Genomic DNA, 23,277 nt, shown 5'->3' on the forward strand with positions numbered 1-23,277 from the left:
ATTTGTTATTTTAAAATCTTTTCGCCTTTTCCGATAATTTTCAGTGAAAAATAAGCCAAAAATACTTTAATCCAACGGATAAAAATTTCCAGATTCAAAAAAGATAGTTTTCTAAGCAGCCTGAATAAAGCTTTTAGATCTTGTTTGTTTGAAATTACAAATGGCAAATATTTCATCATTGCCTTGAAAAAATGCAACTTCAGGTCATTAGAAAGTCTGTTATTTTTCTCCAATAAGACTATCAATCGGATAACGCTGTGCAAATGCGAAATTTTTAGTCTTGCATTTTTCCTGTTATCAATATGCGATGTAATATTCTGTGGATGTTTCCTGTAATAGGTCAGATACTCGTTTACAACTTCAAGTTTAGGCTGTTCGATAAGCATACGTGCATAAAAATCACTGTCCTGTCCGGCTAGAAGTTCTTCATCAAAAAGCTGCTTTTCTTTTAAAAAGGCACTATTCCACATAATATCCGGCAAATACCAGGAAATTTTTAGCTTTAAAAAATCTTCCAATACATTCTCAGTCAGGAATGTCCTGTTTTCGCGTCCCGTGATATTTTCTATGTTATTTTCAAACATCATTGTTTTAGAAATGATGCCATCGAGAGTGTTATTATTGCTTAGAGCAGCGACTTTCTTGCTGATAAATTCGGGATGCATAATGTCATCACTATCAAACCAGTTTACGAATTCGCCTTGTGACATTTCAAACCCATAATTGCGGCAGGCATTGGCTCCTTTTAGCTTTTCAGAAGGTCTTTGATATAGCTTAAATCTGGAATCCTGACTGATAAATTCTGATATAACTCCAACAGAATTATCTGTTGAATGATCGTCAACCAAAATGCATTCCCAATTTAAAAAGCTTTGCGACCTTATGCTTTCAAGGGTTTCTATAATCAGATGTTCCCGATTATAAACCGGAATTAGGATTGAGACTTGCGGCTTCACGAATTAGATGCTTTTAAAATCAAATCATTCAATACATCAATATGTCGTTTCATTGAAAAGTTAGCTTGTATGTTCAATCGGCCTTTTGCTCCTAATTCTTTTGCAAGCTGCTTATCTTTCAATACCGATTTCATATGTTCTGCCATTGCTTTGACATCATGCTCGTCAAACAGAAGTCCTGTTTCACCATCAATAATAACTTCGGGAATTCCGGCGTGCCTTGAAGCAATAACCGGTAAACCGGCTGCGCTTGATTCTAAAACAGCCAGCGGTGTTCCTTCCATATCGCCATTTTTTGCCGTAATGGAATGTTGTACAAAAGCCAACGATTCTTTCAGATAGTTTTTAACTTCTTCTGGTGTTACTGCTCCAGTAAACTTAACCGAATTTTCTATTTGATAAAAACGACAGATGTTTTCACAGGTTTCTAAAAGATTACCGTCTCCACATAGTACCAAAGTCGCTTCGGGAAATTCTTTCAGCGTTTCGTTAAACGCAAGTAAGGTATAATAAGGTGCTTTTTTTCCGGTAAATCTGCCAATAGACAGAAACTGCGGTTTTGAAAAAGCGGGTTCCAAATCAAAGAATATTTCATTTGGGCCGTATATATTTTTTACTATTTTTTCTTTTGGACAGCCTAGTTCTAAAAGCTTTTTATGCATCACTTCTGACACCACTATTACATAGGTAGCATAGGCAAACATGGCTGCGTATTGCTTTTCAAATTCTTTTAGGGTAGCATGTGCAGAAGCATCATAGCCATGAAAATGAATTATCAAGGGCAATCCGGATTCTTTTATGACATCAATAAATTGGGCTGCCGTTGTTCCATATTCAAAAAACAGTAAATCGATCTTATGTTTCTTCCAAGAATCAAGCAAAGCCTTTTTTTGTGAATGCAGTTTTTTAGAGGAAACAGCGTCCATTGCTTTACCAAGCAATTTTTTGGTACCGCTGAGCAACTCGCCTTCGCCTTCTAATTTGACATTAGAAACCGATCCATAATAATACTTGACATTTCCATCAAGCCAATTTTTATGGGCCTGAATAAACGTTTCAGAATAAGCATTCTGCGATGGTGCTACTATAGCAATATTTAGACTGTTGCTTTTCAATGGTTATTTTATTTTAAAAATACTCAGTATTTTTTTCTTGTATGTTTTTATAATTTCACTGCGATGATAGGCTATAATGTCATCCAATTGGGTTAGATAAAGATTAAAATGGCCTTTAAAAAACCGCATTAATCGGATACGATTTTTATGGTAGTCTATTATTTTCTGGCCTGATGTAACACCTTTTTCATTTTTTCTATACACCGCCATTATTCCATCAATAAGCCTTAGCTTTCCTTTGGCAGCGATAAGAGAAAATAGTGCCATGTCGCCACTTTTCACCTTTTCAAACCAGGCCGGGAATTCTAAAAAACGTTGCCTGAAAACAAAAGAACAGGTATGAAAGAGCGCCACTTTTGAAAAAGTATCTGGCTGTGTAAAATCATGCTTGTCGTATGTACGCCATGGTTTGGGTTTAAAATCCGGCACCATTTCATTCACAACCAAAACATTATGAAAACAGCCTGCACAATCGTTATTAGTATCTAAAAAAGCAATCTGCTGTTGGAGCTTGTTTTCGTCTGTCCAATAATCATCACCTTCACATAGGGCTATATATTCGCCTACACATTGTTGCAATGTAAATATAAAATTAGGCATCATTCCTAAATTCTGCTTATGAGAGAAATATTTAATGAGCGAGCCTTTGGGATGTGATTCGATGATTTCTTTTATTATGTCATCAGTAGTATCAGTAGAGCAATCATTAGAAATTACCAACTCCATATCAAAGTCTATATTTTGCATCAAAACACCTTCAATGGCTTCACGAATATAGTTTTCGTGATTGTATGTTATCATGCAAACGCTAACTTTCATATTTTAAATCTAATGATTTTAGATGATAATTGCTGTATTTTATGAACTGCAATTCTTTTATTTCTTCCCGATATAAAGTACGCTTCCTGAGCTGACGCCATATTTTTTAAATACCGATTCTCCAAAGTAACTCTTATCTAGTTCTTCAAGATTGAATCCGACGGATTTGATTCTTTGGATAAAATCGTTTTTGCTATACAGTCGTTCATGGTCATCTTGCCCGAAATATTTCCAGCGTTCAGAAATTGTATATTCCCTACCTTTTTCGGCTTCAAAACTTTTTTCCAGTCCTAAGTTTATTGGAGCCATCAGTATGGCTGTTCCTCCTTTTTTGAGCACTCGATAGATTTCACTTAACGCTTTGACATCATCAGGAACGTGTTCCAGAACATGAGAGCATATAATCAAATCCCAGGAATCATCCGGATAAATATCCATGGCTTGAATGTCAACATTGTCATCGACATCTTTCATAAATAAATCTGCCGATCTGTAATTTTGTGGCGGCACCTGCCTATTTAAATAGTCTTTTAAATGTTCTGTTGGAGCAATATCCAAAACCTTTACATCTTTAGCCTTTGAGAAGAAATCATTCAGATATAAAGCATATAGTCTTGAACGGTCTGAAGCAGCACAATTGGCACAAGAATATTCAAAAAGGTTTAAGGTTTCGAATAAAAAAATGGAATGGATAAATCCTTCTTTGGCAAATGTCCTTAAGTATTTTTCCGGCAAAGGATTCATTCTGACATGATCCTTACCACAAACAGAACAGGAAAAATTGCCTTTGGGAGCTATTATTTTTTTTTTAATTTTTTTGAGAATGTTCATCTTACACTTTTTTGAAGTCCCAATCAATCAGGTTTTGTGGCCTTACTGCCCCAATCCATTTTCCATACCAGGAGACATCTCTTTTTTCTTCAAGAAAAGAAATGTTGAGGACGTTGTATTCATTGCATAAAGGCTTTGAAGAATCTTCAACAAGCAAAACCCTGATAGAGTACGTATCCGTATTCATCAAATTCTTAGGTATTACGGTACTGATAGAATATCTGCCTTTTTCACAATTATAGGAATCCGAAACTACATTAAAAACAGGAACTTCAGAGCTTGAATACACAACCATGCTTATGTTCAGGTTTTTTGGTGTTTCACCAAGATTCTCAATTACAAACTCAATTTCTAAGTCTTTATTGATGAATATTGACTTTTCATCCGTCTTGGCTGTAACGCTGATAAGCTTACAAACGCTATCGCCTGGAGCTTTTTCTATAGGCCAAATTTTCTCTAAAACATTAGAGCTTTTTTCAGCTTTTAAGTATTCGTCTATGGTTCTTTCCGGTGTACCTGAAAAAACAAATCTTCCGTTGTCTATCAGAACTGCTCTTGTACATAAACTTTTGACAGCCGCCATATTATGACTAACAAATAACACGGTTCTTCCTTCTCCTTTAGAAATATCCTGCATTTTGCCAATTGCCTTTTTTTGGAATTCGGCATCACCCACCGCCAATACTTCGTCAACAACCAAAATTTCCGGTTCTAAGAATGCTGCTACGGCAAACGCCAAACGTACGGTCATTCCTGAACTGTATCTTTTTACGGGAGTATCGATATAGCGCTGGCATCCGCTGAACTCTATGATTTCGTCTATTTTGGATCTGATTTCCTTTTTGGTCATTCCGAGAATGGCGCCATTCAAGTAAATATTTTCACGCCCAGTCATTTCGCTATGGAATCCAGTCCCTACTTCAAGCAAAGAAGCAATACGTCCTTTTGTTTTTATGTTTCCTGTTGTAGGAGCTGTAACTCTTGAAAGGATTTTGAGCAGGGTTGATTTTCCGGCACCGTTTTTACCTATGATGCCTAAAACCTCACCTTTCTCCACTTCAAAATTTATATCCTGCAAAGCCCATACATAATCTGACGAGCCTTTTGAAGTACGGTCATTGGTATCGCCTACTTTAAGATACGGGTCTTCTTTTCCACGAACGTTTGCCCACCAACGGTTAAGATCATGGCTGAGTGTTCCCGTACCCACTTTACCCAAACGGTATTGTTTTGAGATTCCTTCAACTTTCAGTATTATTTCTTTGTCCATTTTGTGGTAGAAGCTTAAAATATTGCGATATTGATATGCTTGCCAAATATAGCAATAAGAAATTTAATTTTATGACAGCGAAACTTGCAAAAGCGCCTGATATAACAACTTTTTTACTGTTATATTTTGTTTTAAAAAAGAAGAATTATTAAATATATGTTATAAATTTGTTGCTAAATTTTCAAACACACAACTTTGCTTTTCTTTTCCAAAAAAAAACCGATTCTTAGGGATCTGATCGAGAATTATACCGATATCCATTCCCATTTACTACCGGGAATTGACGATGGTTCTAAAAGTTTCGAAACCACGCTTTCTCTAATCCAATCACTTCAGAAAATAGGGTTCGAACAGTTTGTCACCACTCCTCATATTATCAAAAATATCTGGGACAATTCGAGAGCTGATATTGAAACGCTTCATGCTGCTACTTCAGAAAAACTTGTCAAAGAAAATTTCAACCTGCCGTTTAAAGCGGCAGCGGAATATATGATGGATGATTCTTTTTCTAAATTGATGCAATCAGAAAAATTGCTTACACTGAAAGACAATTATCTGCTGGTAGAAATGTCGTATATCAATCCGCCAATGCAACTGTACGATATTATTTTTGACATTAGAATTGCCGGATATCAACCTGTATTGGCACATCCTGAACGCTACATTTTTTATCATTCTAATTTTGACGAGTACAAAAAACTGAAAAAAGCCGGATGTTTGTTTCAATTGAATCTGTTATCGACTGTAGGTTATTATGGTTCTGGTGTAGCCAAAGTAGCTCAGAAACTTCTTGATACCGGAATGATTGATTTTACCGGTTCCGATTTGCATCATGAAAATCACTTAAAAAGCTTTGACAAGAAATTGGCATTTTCTGATACTGCTGCTTTGAAGGAAGCAATCAGACGCAACGATTTTTTCCGAATATAATTTTAATAAAAAAGCCCTTTAAAAAAGGGCTTTTTTATTATTTCTTGAATATAGTTTTATACCACGGTTTTACTTCCGTATCGGCTCCATAGCCGTAACCGTAACCATAGCCATAGCCTTTGTTAATTACTTCTGTTGCATTCAACACAAGAGACATATTAGGTAGTTTTTGTTGGTTATAGAACATTTCCGGTACATGAAGCAGTCGCTTGTCAAGGTAATTTGCTCTTACAACATAGATAAATGCGTCCGCATTTTTAGCAATAAGCAAAGTATCAGTAACCACACTTACCGGAGCCGTATCAACAATGATGTAATCATACGTTTCTTTAAGTTCCGCAAACATCTTGTTTATCTTATCGTTCATCAAAAGCTCCACCGGGTTTGGAGGAATAACTCCCGAAGACAATACATGGAAATTTTCAAAGTTGTCCAACTTAGTAATATAACTCGCCAAATCTTTGTCTTGTTTTGAAAGATAATTCGTAACACCTTCCGGTCTGATTGGAATATATTCTGCCAATTTCGGATTTCTGATATCCATTCCTACCAGCAATACTTTTTTTCCGGACAAAGCGATTGTTCCTGCCAAGTTCACAGAAATAAAAGTTTTTCCTTCACCCGGAATTGTCGAGGTAACGAAAATTGTTTTTCCTCTTTCGCCACTTGTTCCGGTTAGCATAAATTCCAGGTTGGTTCTGACAATTCGTATCGCTTCCGCAGAACCGGAACGGCTGTTGGTATTGATCATTTCTTCATGAGAATCCGATTTCGGAACATCTCCTAAGAAAGGAATTGTTAAACGTTTTTCAATATCCAGTCTGCTTTTGATTTTAGTGTTTAGCAGTTCTTGCAAATAGATAATTGCTGCAGGAATAGCCAATCCTATTACCAAAGCAATAAGATAAATCATGCTTCTTTTAGGAGAAACCGGAACTCCTGAAAAATAACTGGAATCTATAACTTTCGCACTTTGCTCGGTTGCCGCCAAGGTCAAAGCTGTTTCTTCTCTTTTCTGAAGAAGATAAAGATATAAAGCTTCTTTTACTTTTTGCTGTCTGTCAATAATCCTGAATTCTCTTTCTAAGCGAGGCACGTTAGCTTTTTTACTTCCTATAACCGATCCTTGCTGATCCAAATTCTTTTTAGTAATGGTTAAAGAAGACTGCATTCTGGCCAGGCTTTGGCTTATGTTTGATTTCATTGCCTGGATTTTTTTGGCAGCATTAACCACTACTGGGTTTTCAGCTGTCGCTCCGGCAGCGATTCGATTGTATTCAATTACAAGCCTATTGTATTCCATGATCAAGTCTGATGCTTCAGACTGAGTTGAAAGGAGATTACTAGGAATAAGATCTCCAGGCCCGCTTGAATTTAAAAACTGGCGCATTGACGAAACTACGTTCAATTGGATTTCTGTTTCTATCTGCTTCTTTTCATATTCGGACGCATTTTCAAGAAACATAGTAGCTTCCGTAGGAATATCAGTAAGATTGTTTTGCTTTTTAAAGCCTTCCACATCTTTTTCTACATCTGTAAGTTCTTCCGTTATGAGTCCGAGACGTGTAGAGATAAATTGCGAGGTCTTTTCTGCAACTAAGTTTTTATCTTCAATAGCATCATTATTATAGATTTCTACCAAAGTATTTAAGAAATCGGCTGCTCTTTGTGAGTTTTGGTCTACTACAGACAGCTCGATTACACTTGTATTTTTCCCAACAGATACTATTCCTAAAGCTCCTCTGTAATAAGTCGTCATGGTTTCAACAGGGTAAATAGTACAATCTATTGAAAATGAACTTTTATCTGCGATATCAACTTTTGTAACCGAAAGTGTTCCTTCCGGTATTTTAATCAGACTACCATAATTAAAGGTGCCCAGCTCTTTGTCTTCCCCTTTAAAAAGCTTAAATTTATTATCATTAACTGATTGAATTGTAAAAGCATGTGCTTCTCTTTTGTACTGGTCACTTGCCGGAGAATAGATTACGGTTACAGGTGATGCCTTATATAATTCGGATGATTTGACACGACCATGGCTCAAATAATGAATATTCAGATGCAACTTATCTACGGCTTTTTCTGTCAGCGTACGAGACTTTAGAATTTCAACTTCGTTATCTACATTGCTTTTAGATGTTCCTACACCCAGATCAGACAAAACTGAAAGTTCAGAAGCCAAACCACCTTTCTTGTCGTCTTTCACCAGAATAGTTGCAGTAGCTCTATATAATGGCGTCGTATATCTTAAATATAAAAAAGCCAGGCATAAAACTACAATAACTGAAAGTGCAAACCATTTCCAATGAACAAGATATTTTTCTACCTGTTCTCTTATATTAAAATCTGATTCGTGGTTTTCCTGTTGTATTTCTTGCTTATTACTCATTACTTACTATCGTATTGTTAAGGCTATTATCGTTACAATTATGGAAATGGAGGAAAGAACAATCGCAGTATTCGGGCCAACCGCAGAAGAATTTACTTTAGTCTTATTCGGTTCTACATATACCACGTCATTCTGTTTCAGGTAATAAAAAGGAGAATTTAAAAAATCTGCTTTTGTGATATCTACCCTGGTGGCTTGTTTTTTTCCATCCACCTCTCGAATGATCAGAATATTATCTCTTTTACCATAAACCGTAAGATCTCCTGACATGCTCAATGCTTCGGACAGTGTAATTCGTTCACTGGTAATATTGTGAATTCCAGGTTGCGTAACTTCACCCTGAACGGTAACCTTATAATTTAATATTCTAAGGTTTATGGAAGGTTTTTTGATATATTTCTCAAGCTCTTTGGTTATTTTAGCTATCGCTTGCGTTCTGGTAAGACCACCTATTTGGAGAGGTCCTAATATTGGAAATTGGATAAATCCTTTCGAATCTATCAAATAACTATTCATGCGCATCTGCTGATTTTCAAGCTCAGTAGTTGATTGCATAATAACAGACGGTAAGTTAAAAGGTGCCGCCACTTCAGGATTTTCTGCCATAACAATGATCATTAATAGATCATCTGGCTGCAGTATAGTTTCGTATGAGGATGCGCTTTCCAGGTTAGGAAGCTGGTCAATATTTTGATAATAAGCTACATTCTTTCTCGAAGCACATGAGAAGATGAAAAGGGATAAAAAGAGTATGATTACAGGCCTAAAATAATTCAACTTTTTCATATGGTTTTTAATACAAAGATACTATTTAACAATTAACAGACTAAAGAAAACTAAATTTGACTTACGTGATTGTTGTCTAATGTTTCAAAAATAGAGTTCATGCTTTTAAATTCCGGAACAATTAGCTTCATTTTTGTCACAATTTCCTCATTTGAAGTAATTTCTGAAATCTCGATAAGATCATGAATGGCCATCGTAACCGCTTCATAATCATCAAATATTTCTTCTGCAATCATTATCTTTTCGTGATGCGTTGGCAATGTCTTGGCTGTATCATTTAGCAATTCTTCATATAGTTTTTCCCCAGGGCGAAGACCTACTATTTTTATCTTTATCTGTTTGTCTGGTGTAAATCCTGCCAGCTTGATCATTTTTCTTGCCAAATCGATAATCTTAACTGGATCACCCATATCAAAGATATAAATCTCACCTCCGTTACCCATCGCTCCTGCCTCAAGAACCAGCTGGCATGCTTCAGGAATTGTCATAAAATAACGGATAATGTCAGGATGCGTAATTGTAACCGGGCCTCCCTCTTCGATTTGCTTTTTGAAAAGTGGCACGACAGAACCATTAGAACCTAGAACGTTTCCGAATCGGGTTGTTATAAATTTGGTGCCATTGTTTTCGGCATCATTTTTATATTTATAATTCAGAGACTGGACATATTTTTCTGCTATCCTTTTGCTCGCTCCCATAACGCTGCTTGGGTTTACTGCTTTATCTGTAGAAACCATAACAAATCGTTCTACTTTATGCTTGTGCGCCAAATCAGCCAGAATTTTTGTTCCCAAAATATTTGTAAATATGGCTTGGGATGGATTTTCTTCCATTAACGGCACATGTTTGTATGCTGCAGCATGGTATACGACTTGCGGCTGGTAGAGCTTAAATACTTGCTTCAATATTTGTTTGTTTCTGACATCTGCCAAAACATTATGTATTCTGATATTAGGATTGCAATTGGCTATTTCAAGTGAAAGATTGTGCAAAGGTGTTTCGGCCTGATCAAGAATCACGATTGTTTTCGGGTTAAATCCAATTACCTGCCTTACTATCTCACTCCCTATCGAGCCAGCAGCGCCAGTCACCATAATTGTCTTGTCACACAATTGTGAAGAAATAGAATGCATATCAAGAACAATAGGCTTTCTTTCCAACAAATCCTGGATTTCGAAACTCTTGATATTCTTGGAAATTTCCTCTTGATTTTCCCAATCGGTAATCAGAGATATGGTATATACTTTATAGTTGTATTCTAAACATTCATCAACAATGGCGAGCCTTTCTTCTTTTGTCAATGATTTGTCGGCAATAATAAGCGCTTCAGCTCCTACGGAACGCATCACTACTGGCACACGTCTTTTGAGCTGTAAGATTGGCAAGTCGAGAATCCTTTTTGAACTATTCTGATTGAATTTATCAATAAAACCTAGCAGTTTGAATCGGCTTGGATTTTCTGATCTCAATGCATTTGCAACAGCTATCGCATTATTATCAAAACCATAAATCAAAGCACGCATTTGGCCTTCTTTTCTTGAAATACTGAGATATTTTTCAAAAGTCTGCTTAACGACTATCCTGTAAAAGAACAGAAAACAGAAAGAAAATACGCCATTAAAAAATATTCCCGTGTTCAAAAATATCTTGTAGTCATGATCCAGCAGGAATACAAAATTGATAAACACAAGTGTAATTAAGGCACAGAACTGCGCAAAGAAAATCTTAACTGCATCAATATAGGAAGAGTGCCGTATAATTCCTGAATAGGTTCGAAAAACCCAAAAGAAGAAAATGTTTACTGAAAAATATAACATGACCCCATAAAAGAGGTAACCATCAGGAATGTAGGTTAACTTCATTCCTTTTAGCAGAAGATAGGTTATTAGCCCAGAAGCAAATACAATCCCCAAATCTAACAGCAAAACTACCCACCTGGGAAGGTATCCCAAATTTTTAAAACTAAAATTCAATTTTAGTCCTGACATTGCTGTTAACAAATCAGTTCTAAAAGATTTCTTGTCCAATTCTTCTCAATTTTTACTTGGTTAAAACTTTTGGGGGGTTTTAATAGTCTGGTCTATTTATTTGGCAAAGTTATATAAAAAACAACTATGTTAAGCAAATACTAAAATTTTAAGGCTTTATTAACTTTTTTTGTTAAACAATTATCCCATTACAGCCTTTACCACAACTATATAACAATTGTTTTTTAAAATTCTGATAATTTTCTATTTATATTTTTTTGTTAAAAAACTGATTTAAAACGGTTCTGATTCTGTTTTTATCTTCTTCCGTTAAATTTGAACCTGATGGCATGCAAAGTCCGTCATCAAACAGCTTTTCCGAAACATTTTTACCGTAGTAAGGATAGCTTTCAAAAACGGGCTGTAAATGCATCGGTTTCCATAACGGACGACTTTCTATATTGGCTTGCTCTAAGGCCAATCTTAAATCTTCACGAGTCTTTCCTCCTGTTTTTGAAGGATCTAGCACAATAGCAGATAGCCAATGATTTGAAAAATAATTGCTATCCGGCTCGCTAAATACTGTTACTCCTTCAACGTCTTTGAAATAATCCTTATAGAATTCGTGCATTTTTCTCCTTAGACCAACATGATCTTCAAGAACTTCCATCTGACCTCGTCCAATTCCGGCGCAGATATTGCTCATTCTGTAATTATAGCCTACTTCGCTATGTTGGTAATGTGGAGCGTTGTCTCTCGCTTGAGTGGAGAGAAATATCACTTTATCTTTAGATTCTTTATTTTTCGTTACTATAGCACCTCCACCAGAAGTAGTAATGATTTTATTTCCGTTAAATGAAAGGACACCAATTTCTCCGAAAGTACCGCATTTCTGATTTTTGTAATGACTACCTAATGCTTCAGCACTATCTTCCAAAACCGGAATTTCATATTTTTTAGCAATCGCATGGATTTCATCTACTTTATAAGGCATTCCATAAAGATGTACCGCTATGATAGCCTTAGGCTTTTTCCCTTTGGAAATCCTGTCGGTTATAGCTTCTTCTAAAGCAATTGGGCAAAGGTTCCAGGTTTCTTTTTCGCTATCAATAAAAATCGGAGTAGCACCCTGATACATTATTGGATTAGCAGAAGCTGAAAAAGTCATACTCTGACAAATAACCTCATCGCCTGCTTTTACGCCTAAGAGTATCAATCCTAAGTGCAAGGCAGCAGTTCCGGAACTCAAAGCTCCTACATGAGAATCCTGTCCGATAAATTTTTCTAAATCTTGTTCAAATCCGGTCACATTAGGCCCAAGTGGTGCCACCCAGTTTGATTCAAAAGCTTCATTTACATAATTTTGCTCGGTACCTCCCATGTGCGGGGAAGAAAGCCATATTTTTTGATTGCTCATTTTATCTTATCTATTTTTCTGTATATTTTATAATTTTGCCCGGGTTCCCAACAACAACGGCATAATCTTCAACGTCTTTCAGCACTACTGATCCGGCTCCTATAATAGCCCATTTCCCAATCGTGACACCCTGTATTACAGAAGCACCAATACCAACATGTGTCCCTTCACCTACTTTGACATCTCCGGCCAATGAGGCATTTGGAGAAATATGGGCATAGTCGCCTATATTGCAATCATGATCTATTACGGCACCTGTATTAATAATACAATGTTTTCCAATAACCGAATCCGGATTTACAATAGCTCCAGCCATCACTACTGTTCCTTCTCCAATAGAAGAATATTCAGACAGTATTGCTTTTGGATGTATTACTGTATGAAATTTTGCACTGACTTTTTCAGATATCATTTTGCGAACCTTATTATCGCCAATAGAAATGGTCAAAAGAGTGTCGCTGCTCACTTTAAAATCTCCTGCTTTAACGATGGGAATTTCATAAAGATGCTTTTTCTTCGGACTATCGTCCAAAATAGCTTCTATAGTATCGCCTTGCAAAAAAATGGAATCCATAATTACTTTGCAGTGCCCACTTGCTCCATATAATACAATATTATTCTCCATTAAAAGGTTCTATTGTGGCAGCATCTGCTGCATTTATTCCTTCGCTTATTATCACTTTTTTCACTGTCATAAAAAGTATTTTCATATCTAATTTAAAAGAGATGTTATCAACATACCAAACATCCAGTTCAAATTTTTTATCCCAGCTAATGGCGTTTCTGCCATTTACTTGAGCCCAACCCGTGATTCCTGGCTTTACTTCGTGCCTTCTGTTCTGAAAATCAGAATATAAATGCAGATAGTGTACCAATAACGGCCTAGGGCCTATAAGACTCATATCTCCTTTTATAACGTTTATCAACTGCGGAATCTCATCAAGTGAAGTCTTACGGACAAAAGCACCAATTTTGGTCAAGCGATCAGCGTCAGGAAGCAGCTTCCCTTGCTTGTCCTTCCTATCGTTCATCGTCTTAAACTTGACTATTTTGAAAATCTCGCCATTTTTTCCCGGCCGTTTCTGTACAAAAAACGGTTTTCCCTGATTGGCAAAAAACAAAAAGATCGTTATCACCAGAAATATGGGTAACAAGCATATAAATCCCAACAGGGACAAACTAAAGTCGATTATTCTTTTTATATATTTTTTATATATCATGTACTAAATCAGTTTTTTAGCAACGAATTATAATATTCAAGCCATAGTCCTGTCAAGATGTTTTTTGAAAAATGCTCTTCAACATACTTCCTGCCATTTATCCCAAGATTTTGTCTTAAGGCACTATCTTTTATCAAAACCTCCATCTGGTTATAGATGGAATCTACATCATGAGCCTTATGTCTTAAACCTGTAACATTTTCTACAATAGTATCTTTAAGTCCATAGGTATCACTGCACAATATTGGTCTTCCACAAGCCGAAGCTTCAATTATACTTAAGCCGAATGCTTCTCTATGGCTAGGCAGGCAAAAAACATCACCTACTTGCATCAGGTTTTCGGGCTTATCCGTAGAACCATACAAAGTGTAAGTTCCCTCATCTAATTCCGCAGTGATTTTTGCATTTATATTCTCTTCATCCGGCCCAATTACCAAAAGCTTTGCTTCCGGATACTTTGCATTGATTTTTTTAAAAGCCTGAACTAAATCCATTATGCCTTTGTCGGTATTCAATCTTCCGAGAAACATAAAAACGAAGTCTTCCTGAGAATAGTTCAATTCTAATCGGATTTTTTCTCTGATTTCATTTTTCAACGAAAATCTTGAAATATCAATACCGCTTATTGTTCCTTTCCCCAACACGATTGATCTGTTGGGTTTGATAATTTTATTTTCTATTAAAAAATTTCTTTGTGGCTCTCCATCAACAATTATATCTGTACTTAAAGCCACCACAAACTTATCCAAAGTCATCAGAAATTTTTTAAAAACTCCTTTTTTAGTGTGCCAAACCTGTCCGGTAAAAAAATAAACCCTCTTCTTTACGCCTACTATCTTACTGGCAAGAATACCTATAAGTCCTGCTTTGGGTGTAAAAGTCGTCGTTACATCAAAGTTGCTTTTATTGAGATAACGAATTAACAGAAACAATGCTTTGATATCTTTTAACAGACTAATTTTTCTAAAAATTGGTATGTGCTTTACTTCCTGTAAGTAGCCATTCGAATAATTTTTAATTTCCGAATCATCCAAATTAGCGACAAGGTAAACATCATAATCTTTGGAAAGCACTTCAAAATGGTTTTCCAGAAAGGCTTTTGCGGTATATGGAGTAGACACTATAAAACAGATTTTCTTTTTCATAGCGCTATTCCTTTTTTAGGGCTTCCAGATTATCCTCAAAATTCTTTAGCACGTCTTTTTTATTATGCTTTTCTTTTCCAAAACTCCATGCTTTTAAGCCTTTATCATTTAAGCTTTCTGTATGGTCAATCAGATCCTTTAACTTATCTTGAACTTCTTGATTGTTGTTTGCCGTAACGCCAATATCATTATCATGAAGGTATTTGATTGATGCCGCTTCTTTCCAACCCATTGCAAAGATAGGTTTTCCAGCCTCTAAATAATCTACTATTTTGGTAGAGAATGACAGCGAAGTGGCTAACATCTGCTGTTTTTCAAAAGACTCCACATGTACGAGTATGTCGCCATCATTTAAAATTCCCGGAATTTGAGAATACGGAACTTTGCCCATTATTTCAACCGAACCGGAACTTTCTAATCTGTGCTTTACCTCTGGAGTAATTTCATTTGCGGTATACAAATATAATTTTGCCTTAATTCCATCTGAATTAATCATCTTTAAAGCATCAGCAATAGAAAAAAGGCTGTGAATCCTGCCGTAAATTATATTACCGGTATAGATTAGCTTTAAAGGGACATTTGGAGAATGTGTTTGTGGAAAATTTGTAAAATCTCCTGTTTTATATAAGATATCAAAATCGAGATTATAGATTTTTTTATAAACTCTGGATTGCTCATCAATGATGCAATAGTTTTTAGCTGCCAACTGTATGCTTTTGTCCATATGTTTCCGAAGGACAAATCTGTTTACCCAATACAAAGGCGACCAGGAATATTGCCTGTAAGTAACCAAATCATCACAGTGAAAATATACGACTTTTACACCTGATTCCTTTTGGACAAATTTTAAAATATCATGCATGTAAAAGGAATCATAGGAAGGCGAATAGATAACATCAGGATTAAAGTCTTTAATAAAATCTTTTAACTCTTTGCTTTTCCAATTTACCATTTTCCAAAGCAGTTCCCTGCCCCATAAAAATATATGGAATCTGTTTTTTCTAAAAAAGTCGTAGATTTTCTTCTCATTCTGCTCATCTTTGACTTCAGATGTGGCTAGGACAGCTTCTTGCTTCTGAACCTTTATGCCTGCCACGGGAGTTTTCCGCAGGAGTTTTTTCAGAAGAAGACTTTCTGAGATTTTGAAATAATTTGAACAAATCTTGTTGTTTGGAATTTCGTCTCTACAGTATATATTGGCAATATTCTCCGCATCCCAATTTTGGAAGAGATTGGACAAAGTATTCCCGCTATTGTTCGTGTCATTCCAGGAGTCACGACTTATTACTAAAACTTTTGGCTGTTTTTTCATTCCTTGAGATTTACCAGTAACAAGCACCTTCAATAGCTTCTGCTTTCTTAGGCTTTTCAGTTTCTAAAGGGCGAATCCAATTTTCGTTGAAAATTTTTTCAAATATCGGCTTGTAATTTCCTTGTTCCCAACGACTGCCTTTAATACCAAATAACAATTGCGTAGCTCCTGCCAAATGGATTGCCTGCTTGTTCATCTTTTTCACTCTTGCTGCCAAAGGAAAACCATAAGCTCCACATCCAATAATGGCTATATCAAAATCAATCTTTTCAATTTCTCTTGTCATATAATCCAATGCGTCAAACCATGTGTCAAATCCTTCCGGCTGATTGCCTGCTATTGACTGAACTGCTTTGAATGTCTTTAATTCGAATTCCGGTAAAATATCAGAGCCTGGGAATAGCAGTTCTCTTTTTTTATACTGCAGTTCGATCGAATCCTGAAACGGATGCACAACCAGTACTTTCTTTCCTTTTAAAGCTGCGCTCCATGGTTTTTCAGAAAACCAGGGCTCCAAATTTCCTAGTGTCGTAATTTGTGATTGAGGGGCAAAAGTCCCGATGATATAGTCTTCTAAAAACCAATTCCAGGCACCAAGAATATCAACCTGTGTAGCTGCAGTTTCCATTTCATTTACATATCCTTGCAAAAGAGAAATGTCCTTAGGAAAAAATCCAGCATTAGAACACAAATAATTGAACTTTAATTTGGATATAGGAGCCCCTAACTTTTTGTGCAGGTAATAACTCGCCAAAATATCATTTTCACACCCTCCGTATCTGCCTGCCATAAATGGTTTGCCAGATAGAATTCCTTCGTAGATAATCTTATTTGCCTGTTGGATATCTAAAACTTTTTTACCTGCCACAACTTGTCCTTGCGGAACGCTTTTCTTTAAAAACCGTACCGTGGAGTATTTGTAAACTGTTTTAAAAAGGCTTTTTATAAAAATCATGATTATTTGTTTTTAAATTTTGCTGCCAGCTTTAAAAGTACCGATTTAAAAAGTTCTTTTTCGTCAGCACGCAGTCCCGTAAACCATACCGAAATTATATAAAAAAGAGATAACAGAACAACTTTACAGGAAAAACGAATCAAAGTTTCTGCGGGCAGAAAATAATTCAATAAAAATCCGACAGAAAGCGTCAATACAAAAGCTCCAATCAGACTGTAATAGCATTCTTTAAAAAATCGTGGTATCTCTAATTTTATTTTTTTCCAGTAAATGAAATTCATACCTATGACATGGCAAAGCATGGTACCAGAAAAGATTCCTATAGCGCATCCCATAGCTCCATAATGAGGTGCTAAAATAAAAGAGATTATAACGCTGAGAATAGAGGCACCTACAAATATCACGGCTCTATATCGCAATTCGTTTATAACAAACAAATAGGTATAGGCAATTTCCTGAGTTAGCGTTATAAATCCTGGCAAGATTAATAGGAGGATGACATAATACGACTCACTAAAACCACTTCCCATCCATAGAACTACAAATTCTTGTCCAAGAACCACAAGTCCGATCATTAATAGTCCCATCACTATCAATTGAATCCTGCCAACCCGAATCATCAGATTGGTGATCTCATGAAGATTATTCTTTTGTGTATCAAGCTGTGATACTTTAGGCAAGAACAAACCATTCAAGGCATGTGCCAATGTCCATGTATAGCCTTCAATAATGATTCCGATTGAGAAAATGGCTATTTGCTCTGTCCCGGAAACTATACCCAAAATAAACGGGGCAATATTGATTAAAAGTCTTTGTGCAATTCCGATAATTGATACCCAGAAAGAAAACTTGACCAACTCTCCTAAGAGTTTTTTGCTTTTAAACCCGAAGTCAATCTTAATGGGTGTTTTCTTTGAGAGATAGAAAAATTTTATACCTATAATAAGTATACCAATAGCTGCATTTATGGCGACCAAGGCATATAGCTTATAGCCTAATAGTAATGCTATAATCATTAAGATTACGATTCCTACCTTACTGATGATATCGCATAATTTCAAAAGAACAAAGCGTTCATAGGCAATCAGAACTCCGTCCAACGGCATAAACGGAAAAGAAATCAAACTAAAACCGCCAGCAATCAAATAGACTATTTTAAATTTTTCAATTTCAACTGGACTTAGCTCTATGAATATGTTCTCTATAAAAAAATAAACAACGATTAGCGTAATCAGGATCAAGCCATTAATCAGCAGATAAAATTTTGAGGTAAGCCCCAGCATCTGGTTTATTTTTTCAGGCTCATTATTTGCCTTGTATTTGGATAAAAAGCGTGCAATTGTTTGTCCCAAACCAAAATCCATCACAAAATAAGACAGAAATGCAGTAACTAAAATATACAAACCATAATCTGATTTGCCTATTTGCTTAATCATCCAGGGTGTGTATAGGAAACCTACAATAATATTAAATACTATTGCTATGTAGGAGATGATGGCTCCTAATTTAATCTGTTGAGAACTATTCATTACTATATACTTCCTGTTAATGTGCTGTACACTCTATTTAATCCCAACTTGTTAGATTGTATATTTTCCTATAATTTTTAATAGTTCACAAACCAGCATATATATTACTGGATTTATAAATTATGTCAAGAATTCTGAAGTAAAAATTGAACTAAGCTCAGTATTCGTTAGATTGCAATCCCTATTTTTTAAACCTTCTTTTTGCTCCGTTTAAAATACTTTTAAAATCTCCATCCAAAGCTCTGTAAGTTATAGATTCAACAAAACGGTACATTTTTACAAATGGATGTCCATGCGCCATAATCCTATCTATTCTTTTTTTATAGTTCACGTCTTCAATGACATACTTGGGGTGTTTTAAAGGAAATTCAATTTCATGAGGTTTCATGTAGAATATTTTTTTAATTCCTTTGGGAAGTATGTGCATAGAAGTAGCTCCATGTGTGGCATTAGAATCAATTCCAATATTAGAAATCAGGTTATATTTAGGAACAATATTTAATCTGCTGTTCAAAATTGCTGCAGAACCAAAAATAGACTCATAATGTGCCTTACCGCTATTCTTGTGGTTTGTGGCATTTTGGACAAAATGTTTATAGGCTTTATTTCCCAAAACGCCTTTTGCACTTTTCAGGGCATATTCGTCTTTTAAAAAGTCATAATGTTCCTCCCATTTATCAAAAACTCTTCGCCATGAAGCCCAGCCTGTAATTGAGCCAGATTTTGAGAATGTATAACTATAGGGCGTGTCTTCATAAACCTCCATCTGATTCATTCCGCAAATCATATTGATACGCTCGTCATTTTTATAAAATTCCAAAAGTTCAAGACAATATCTAAAAAAGCTTTGAGAAGGCACATCATCATCTTCAAGGACAATTCCGTGTTCTTCGTTCGTAAAAAGCCATTTTTGAGAGATAAATTCTGATGGGTCACATCCAAAATTTTCTTCCTGATACATATGCTTTACCTCACAATCCCAATCTATATCTGCCACTATTTCACGACAGAGTCTTATATTTTCAATATCATCTTCCCTGTTTGCTCTTGGTCCATCCTGATATAAATATAACTTCGAAGGCCTTGCAATTTTTATTTGTTCAAAAACCTTTTCCAATGGTCTTGGACGTGCAAAGAAAAGGATCAAAACGGGTATATCAATTAAATATGGTTTTTTATCATTCTGCATCATTTCAGTATATTTGTTCTTAACTCATTTATAAATTGTTCATCTAATAATTTGATTGTTTCTCTGCTATTATAAGGCAAATTAACGTCTATTTTTTGTATTGCCCCTGCTATCTCTTCAGGAAAATCATTTTCATAAAAATAAATCTGATTTCCTATTTTCGATTTTTCAACACAGTCAACCTTGCCAGACACTACCCTGAGACCAAGGCCCATATAGGATAATATTTTACTAGGAAATGAGGTTTCTAAATATTTACCTTCCATTTTTTGGGTACTTAGCCCTATATGGCATTGTTGTGCATACCGGATATAATCATCTCCATAATAAGCCCCATCAAAAATAATCTTACAAGCAGAAACCGGACTTACTTCTTCAATTCTTTTTTTCAAAATATCTACTTCTCCAAAGCCAATAATATGAAGGACGTAATTTTCATTTAAGAATAACGCACTTTCAATCGCATTAAATGCTCCTGCTTTAATCTGGTCAATAATCCCGGCATAAAGTATATGGATTTTACCATCCTGTACTGGCTCAGCAAATATCTCATTTACAGTATAGCTTCCATATATTACATAACCAGGTCTGCCTTTTGCTATTTTATCAACGAGAAGATCTGTGGAAAACAGAAATGAATCTGCAGCATTAAATATTTTTATCTCAAGTTTATCAAAGAAAGAATGCAAAGACGAAACATCCGAATAAATTTCTTCCACTTCCAAAACCAGATAGAATCCTTTTATTTTTTTTGCCAATAAAACAGGAAGACATAGCCAAGGAGAATGGTATACAATTATCTTTTCATTCTTTTTTGCATTTTTGAGAAGAAAGAAAAACAGCCATGATAAAGAAAAAAATATTTTGATAAATTTTGTAATTCTCCCTGAAAACGCAATACTTGGCGAAAAAGTTATTTGCTTTTTGCTATTTACTTTTAAAACAGTTTTTCTAAGAAGCGGTTTATTTTTTACCTCATCATAAAACCACGAAGGAGATATCAAATGCAACTTATATCCTGCATTTAAGATTGAACTACAAATATAATCCATCTTACTAATTGCTGCTGGCGATGAAACTCTTAACCCATTTCCGGCAATATCATATAATCCGATATACTTTATTTCCCTTTCCATAAATTATAGATAAACTTCTTGGAGTCGCATTTCTTGCCAAAAAAACCTATACTGCATATCCATATTTGATTTTAAGAAAAAGAAAAGTAATATGGCTATAGTATAGAAATACGCTAATCGTTCTATCTTCTTACTCGAAGAGCCAAATGACCTTAAAATTAAAGGGATGATCAGCATAATAAATATTGAGAAATATTGCACTATTCTCATATATCCGTGTATGGCAAAAACTAATGAGAGAAATACTATTCCAATCATTAAAGCAAAATAGTAAAATGTCGATTCAGAATTAAGTTTAATAATCCTTTTATACCGTATTAAAGCCATAATTGATACTAAGAGCATCAAACATACAAACGTTACTGGTCTCAATTCTTCCATATGCTGGTATTCTTCATATGAATTAGTCAAGCTAAAGATATATAAGGCAATACTGTTACTGATTAGCAACAGGACAGGAAATAATGCTATAACTATCCAAAAATAATAGTTGGGTTTCCTCAGATATGAAATAAAATAAAGAGGTATAAATACAAGGCAGGTTTTATGAATTGTTGATGCAATCAAAATAATTAGGAGAAAATAGAATAGTTTTCTTTTCTTTAAAAACTCAAAAGCAAAAAGTGTTCCTGCTGTTGCTATAGTCTGCCGATGCCCTGTAATTGAAAAAAAACTATAAAATAAAACTGAGTAGATCACAAAAGCAACCATCGCTTCACTGAGTTGATGGGTATTCTTATAAATAAAACGACCTAATGCTGAAAAAAACAATATGGCAATTCCAAAAAGGAAAAGCTGATATTCGCCAAAAACTGAGGACACTACTTTTTCTAAAACCGTAAACCCCGGGTCTTTCCCCAAATTATATTTATAATAATCTATAACGACTTGCCAAACTCTGTCCCATGACATTGTTTTTGTTTCCTCAAAAGACAAAAAATAGTTATAGGTATCTGTACCGACAGCAACATTTCGTAGTCCGGATTGAAGTATTAAAATAAAACATATTGTTTTTATATATCTTTTTCTATTAAAGTCGCTATCCTTATTCCTTTTTCTGGAATAATGAAATCCTACTAATAGAATAAGCGCTATAACGATCAAATTAACTATCATAGCCTAAAATATCTTTATATACACCAATCGTCTGATTTATATTGGTATAATAATCAAAATTTTCAATTACCCTTTTTCTACAGCTATCAGAAAAATAGTTCCTGCCCTTTTCTTTAACCTTATCAATAGCTCCAGATAATTGCTCAACATTTCTTTTTTCTACAACATAGCCGCAATTTTCTCCCAGTACTTCCGGACAGGCGGTTGAATCATAAACTATTGCCGGAGTTCCACAACTTAAAGCTTCTGCTATTACTTTCCCGAACGTATCTTCGGTTGAAAGATGAACATATACATCTGAAAAAGAATAAGCTTTAGCCAACTCTTCTTTTCCATGCACATAAGGAATATGCTTTATGTTATGTGGCAGCAACTTCTTATCGTCTATATTTCCAATCATCACGATTTGCATATCATCAGAGATAATTTTTGACAATTTTAAGGCATCCTGAAATTTCGGATCATTGGAATGCCAACTGGCGCTAACCAATAAAATTGTAAACTTCCCGGAATCTACATCATACGTGGTTGAAAAATTCTGCTCTCCAAAATCTTTAAAAGTAGCATGGTCTATCCAGTTGTATATCGGGTTGATAGTATACTTATTCAGAAAAGATTTTTGTACCTCGCCTGCCAGCCAGTTTGAAACCGGAATAACAGTCATTTGTGATACGTTCGTAAACCATTTCTTTTTGTCATCATACATTTCGCTCGATCGGTCAAAAAACAAGCTTGGCGGGTATTTTTTTACTTGCGGACATTCATAACAATGAGTCTGCCATTTATAACATTGAACATCTGTATAATGGGCGCATTTTCCGGTAAAAGCCCAACAATCATGAAGCGTCCACGCCAATGGAGTTCCAGATTCAATCAAATATTCAAACAAAATCTGAAGATTCAGGTAATTTCCATGAAGATTGTGAAGATGGATAACATCTGGCTTTATTTCCTTAATATAGGAAACCAGCTTGTGGGTGCCTTTTTTTGTAAAATAGCCTTGCTTTCCCAACAATCTTGAACCCACATTATGCAGATGATTTTCGATAACTGTACCAACTTTATAACTTCTGGCATAATCTGTCGTCAGTTGTCCATAAGCAATAAAGCATTCGTGTCCTTGATGCTCCAAGACACTTGCAATATCTTCACAGATAGAGCCTGTACTTCCGTAACCGGAAACGGTATTAATCAT

The 23,277-nt window shown here is 35.4% G+C and carries 20 protein-coding genes; 1 reads left to right on the forward strand and 19 read right to left on the reverse strand.

All coding sequences use genetic code 11. The annotated features are described in order from the left end of the window. Positions 1–5: 5 nt before the first annotated feature. From FJA49_RS07830 to FJA49_RS07850, 5 genes are read right to left on the reverse strand one after another with little or no spacing between them, the layout of a single operon-like run. Complete coding sequence (locus FJA49_RS07830; RefSeq protein ID WP_140000436.1) at positions 6–956, reverse strand: glycosyltransferase family 2 protein; 951 nt, start codon at positions 954–956, stop codon at positions 6–8. After that, positions 953–2,071 (reverse strand): glycosyltransferase family 4 protein, encoded by a 1,119-nt coding sequence (locus FJA49_RS07835; protein WP_140000437.1) that lies wholly within the window; start codon positions 2,069–2,071, stop codon positions 953–955. The genes FJA49_RS07830 and FJA49_RS07835 overlap by 4 nt, the downstream gene beginning before the upstream one ends. A gap of 3 nt (positions 2,072–2,074) precedes the next feature. Beyond that, on the reverse strand, positions 2,075–2,890 hold the full coding sequence (locus FJA49_RS07840; RefSeq protein ID WP_140000438.1) for a glycosyltransferase: 816 nt from the start codon (positions 2,888–2,890) through the stop codon (positions 2,075–2,077). Positions 2,891–2,947: 57 nt separating this feature from the next. Beyond that, entirely contained in the window at positions 2,948–3,721 is a 774-nt protein-coding gene (locus tag FJA49_RS07845) for a class I SAM-dependent methyltransferase (RefSeq protein ID WP_199758369.1), read from the reverse strand. 1 nt (position 3,722) lies between these two features. Beyond that, complete coding sequence (locus FJA49_RS07850) at positions 3,723–4,991, reverse strand: ABC transporter ATP-binding protein (protein WP_140000439.1); 1,269 nt, start codon at positions 4,989–4,991, stop codon at positions 3,723–3,725. Between the two features lie 195 nt (positions 4,992–5,186). On the opposite strand from FJA49_RS07850, the gene FJA49_RS07855 reads away from it, so the two are divergent. Next, positions 5,187–5,921, forward strand: a complete 735-nt coding sequence (locus FJA49_RS07855) for a tyrosine-protein phosphatase (protein ID WP_140000440.1) — start codon at positions 5,187–5,189, stop codon at positions 5,919–5,921. Positions 5,922–5,958: 37 nt separating this feature from the next. Here the strand turns inward: FJA49_RS07855 and FJA49_RS07860 are convergent, their stop codons facing one another. The 14 genes from FJA49_RS07860 to FJA49_RS07925 all read right to left on the reverse strand — a co-directional run bounded on the left by FJA49_RS07860 (position 5,959) and on the right by FJA49_RS07925 (position 23,277). Continuing rightward, positions 5,959–8,310, reverse strand: a complete 2,352-nt coding sequence (locus FJA49_RS07860; RefSeq protein ID WP_140000441.1) for a GumC family protein — start codon at positions 8,308–8,310, stop codon at positions 5,959–5,961. Positions 8,311–8,316: 6 nt separating this feature from the next. Beyond that, complete coding sequence (locus FJA49_RS07865; RefSeq protein ID WP_140000442.1) at positions 8,317–9,096, reverse strand: polysaccharide biosynthesis/export family protein; 780 nt, start codon at positions 9,094–9,096, stop codon at positions 8,317–8,319. Between the two features lie 50 nt (positions 9,097–9,146). Then, positions 9,147–10,958: a polysaccharide biosynthesis protein gene (locus tag FJA49_RS07870; RefSeq protein WP_233590088.1), complete on the reverse strand. Its 1,812-nt coding sequence runs from the start codon at positions 10,956–10,958 to the stop codon at positions 9,147–9,149. A gap of 373 nt (positions 10,959–11,331) precedes the next feature. Then, the gene (locus FJA49_RS07875) at positions 11,332–12,480 is read right to left on the reverse strand and encodes a DegT/DnrJ/EryC1/StrS family aminotransferase (protein ID WP_140000443.1); all 1,149 of its coding nucleotides are present in this window, start codon (positions 12,478–12,480) and stop codon (positions 11,332–11,334) included. 10 nt (positions 12,481–12,490) lie between these two features. Then, positions 12,491–13,105 (reverse strand): acetyltransferase, encoded by a 615-nt coding sequence (locus FJA49_RS07880; RefSeq protein WP_140000444.1) that lies wholly within the window; start codon positions 13,103–13,105, stop codon positions 12,491–12,493. Further along, positions 13,095–13,697, reverse strand: a complete 603-nt coding sequence (locus FJA49_RS07885) for a sugar transferase (protein WP_140000635.1) — start codon at positions 13,695–13,697, stop codon at positions 13,095–13,097. The genes FJA49_RS07880 and FJA49_RS07885 overlap by 11 nt, the downstream gene beginning before the upstream one ends. Positions 13,698–13,708: 11 nt before the next feature. Continuing rightward, positions 13,709–14,845, reverse strand: coding sequence for a glycosyltransferase family 4 protein (locus FJA49_RS07890; protein WP_140000445.1), 1,137 nt, complete (start codon positions 14,843–14,845; stop codon positions 13,709–13,711). Positions 14,846–14,849: 4 nt separating this feature from the next. Next, entirely contained in the window at positions 14,850–16,157 is a 1,308-nt protein-coding gene (locus FJA49_RS07895; protein ID WP_140000446.1) for a glycosyltransferase family protein, read from the reverse strand. Positions 16,158–16,167: 10 nt separating this feature from the next. Beyond that, positions 16,168–17,112: a hypothetical protein gene (locus tag FJA49_RS07900; protein WP_140000447.1), complete on the reverse strand. Its 945-nt coding sequence runs from the start codon at positions 17,110–17,112 to the stop codon at positions 16,168–16,170. A 2-nt stretch (positions 17,113–17,114) separates the two neighbouring features. Further along, complete coding sequence (locus FJA49_RS07905; RefSeq protein WP_140000448.1) at positions 17,115–18,641, reverse strand: lipopolysaccharide biosynthesis protein; 1,527 nt, start codon at positions 18,639–18,641, stop codon at positions 17,115–17,117. Between the two features lie 181 nt (positions 18,642–18,822). Further along, the gene (locus FJA49_RS07910) at positions 18,823–19,833 is read right to left on the reverse strand and encodes a hypothetical protein (RefSeq protein WP_199758370.1); all 1,011 of its coding nucleotides are present in this window, start codon (positions 19,831–19,833) and stop codon (positions 18,823–18,825) included. Next, the gene (locus FJA49_RS07915) at positions 19,830–20,966 is read right to left on the reverse strand and encodes a glycosyltransferase family protein (RefSeq protein ID WP_140000449.1); all 1,137 of its coding nucleotides are present in this window, start codon (positions 20,964–20,966) and stop codon (positions 19,830–19,832) included. The genes FJA49_RS07910 and FJA49_RS07915 overlap by 4 nt, the downstream gene beginning before the upstream one ends. A 3-nt stretch (positions 20,967–20,969) precedes the next feature. Further along, positions 20,970–22,082, reverse strand: a complete 1,113-nt coding sequence (locus tag FJA49_RS07920) for an EpsG family protein (protein ID WP_140000450.1) — start codon at positions 22,080–22,082, stop codon at positions 20,970–20,972. Next, entirely contained in the window at positions 22,072–23,277 is a 1,206-nt protein-coding gene (locus FJA49_RS07925; RefSeq protein ID WP_140000451.1) for a glycosyltransferase, read from the reverse strand. Before FJA49_RS07925 ends, FJA49_RS07920 begins: the two co-directional genes overlap by 11 nt.

The organism is Flavobacterium microcysteis (assembly GCF_006385255.1).
Taxonomy (GTDB): domain Bacteria; phylum Bacteroidota; class Bacteroidia; order Flavobacteriales; family Flavobacteriaceae; genus Flavobacterium; species Flavobacterium microcysteis.

Bases quoted from the DNA above. Each gene is read 5' to 3' on its own strand.
- FJA49_RS07840 (WP_140000438.1), bottom strand. From the start codon at position 2,890: ATGAAAGTTAGCGTTTGCATGATAACATACAATCACGAAAACTATATT.
- FJA49_RS07845 (WP_199758369.1), bottom strand. From the start codon at position 3,721: ATGAACATTCTCAAAAAAATTAAAAAAAAAATAATAGCTCCCAAAGGC.
- FJA49_RS07850 (WP_140000439.1), bottom strand. From the start codon at position 4,991: ATGGACAAAGAAATAATACTGAAAGTTGAAGGAATCTCAAAACAATAC.
- FJA49_RS07860 (WP_140000441.1), bottom strand. From the start codon at position 8,310: ATGAGTAATAAGCAAGAAATACAACAGGAAAACCACGAATCAGATTTT.
- FJA49_RS07865 (WP_140000442.1), bottom strand. From the start codon at position 9,096: ATGAAAAAGTTGAATTATTTTAGGCCTGTAATCATACTCTTTTTATCC.
- FJA49_RS07870 (WP_233590088.1), bottom strand. From the start codon at position 10,958: ATGAAGTTAACCTACATTCCTGATGGTTACCTCTTTTATGGGGTCATG.
- FJA49_RS07875 (WP_140000443.1), bottom strand. From the start codon at position 12,480: ATGAGCAATCAAAAAATATGGCTTTCTTCCCCGCACATGGGAGGTACC.
- FJA49_RS07880 (WP_140000444.1), bottom strand. From the start codon at position 13,105: ATGGAGAATAATATTGTATTATATGGAGCAAGTGGGCACTGCAAAGTA.
- FJA49_RS07890 (WP_140000445.1), bottom strand. From the start codon at position 14,845: ATGAAAAAGAAAATCTGTTTTATAGTGTCTACTCCATATACCGCAAAA.
- FJA49_RS07895 (WP_140000446.1), bottom strand. From the start codon at position 16,157: ATGAAAAAACAGCCAAAAGTTTTAGTAATAAGTCGTGACTCCTGGAAT.
- FJA49_RS07900 (WP_140000447.1), bottom strand. From the start codon at position 17,112: ATGATTTTTATAAAAAGCCTTTTTAAAACAGTTTACAAATACTCCACG.
- FJA49_RS07905 (WP_140000448.1), bottom strand. From the start codon at position 18,641: ATGAATAGTTCTCAACAGATTAAATTAGGAGCCATCATCTCCTACATA.
- FJA49_RS07910 (WP_199758370.1), bottom strand. From the start codon at position 19,833: ATGATGCAGAATGATAAAAAACCATATTTAATTGATATACCCGTTTTG.
- FJA49_RS07915 (WP_140000449.1), bottom strand. From the start codon at position 20,966: ATGGAAAGGGAAATAAAGTATATCGGATTATATGATATTGCCGGAAAT.
- FJA49_RS07920 (WP_140000450.1), bottom strand. From the start codon at position 22,082: ATGATAGTTAATTTGATCGTTATAGCGCTTATTCTATTAGTAGGATTT.
- FJA49_RS07925 (WP_140000451.1), bottom strand. From the start codon at position 23,277: ATGATTAATACCGTTTCCGGTTACGGAAGTACAGGCTCTATCTGTGAA.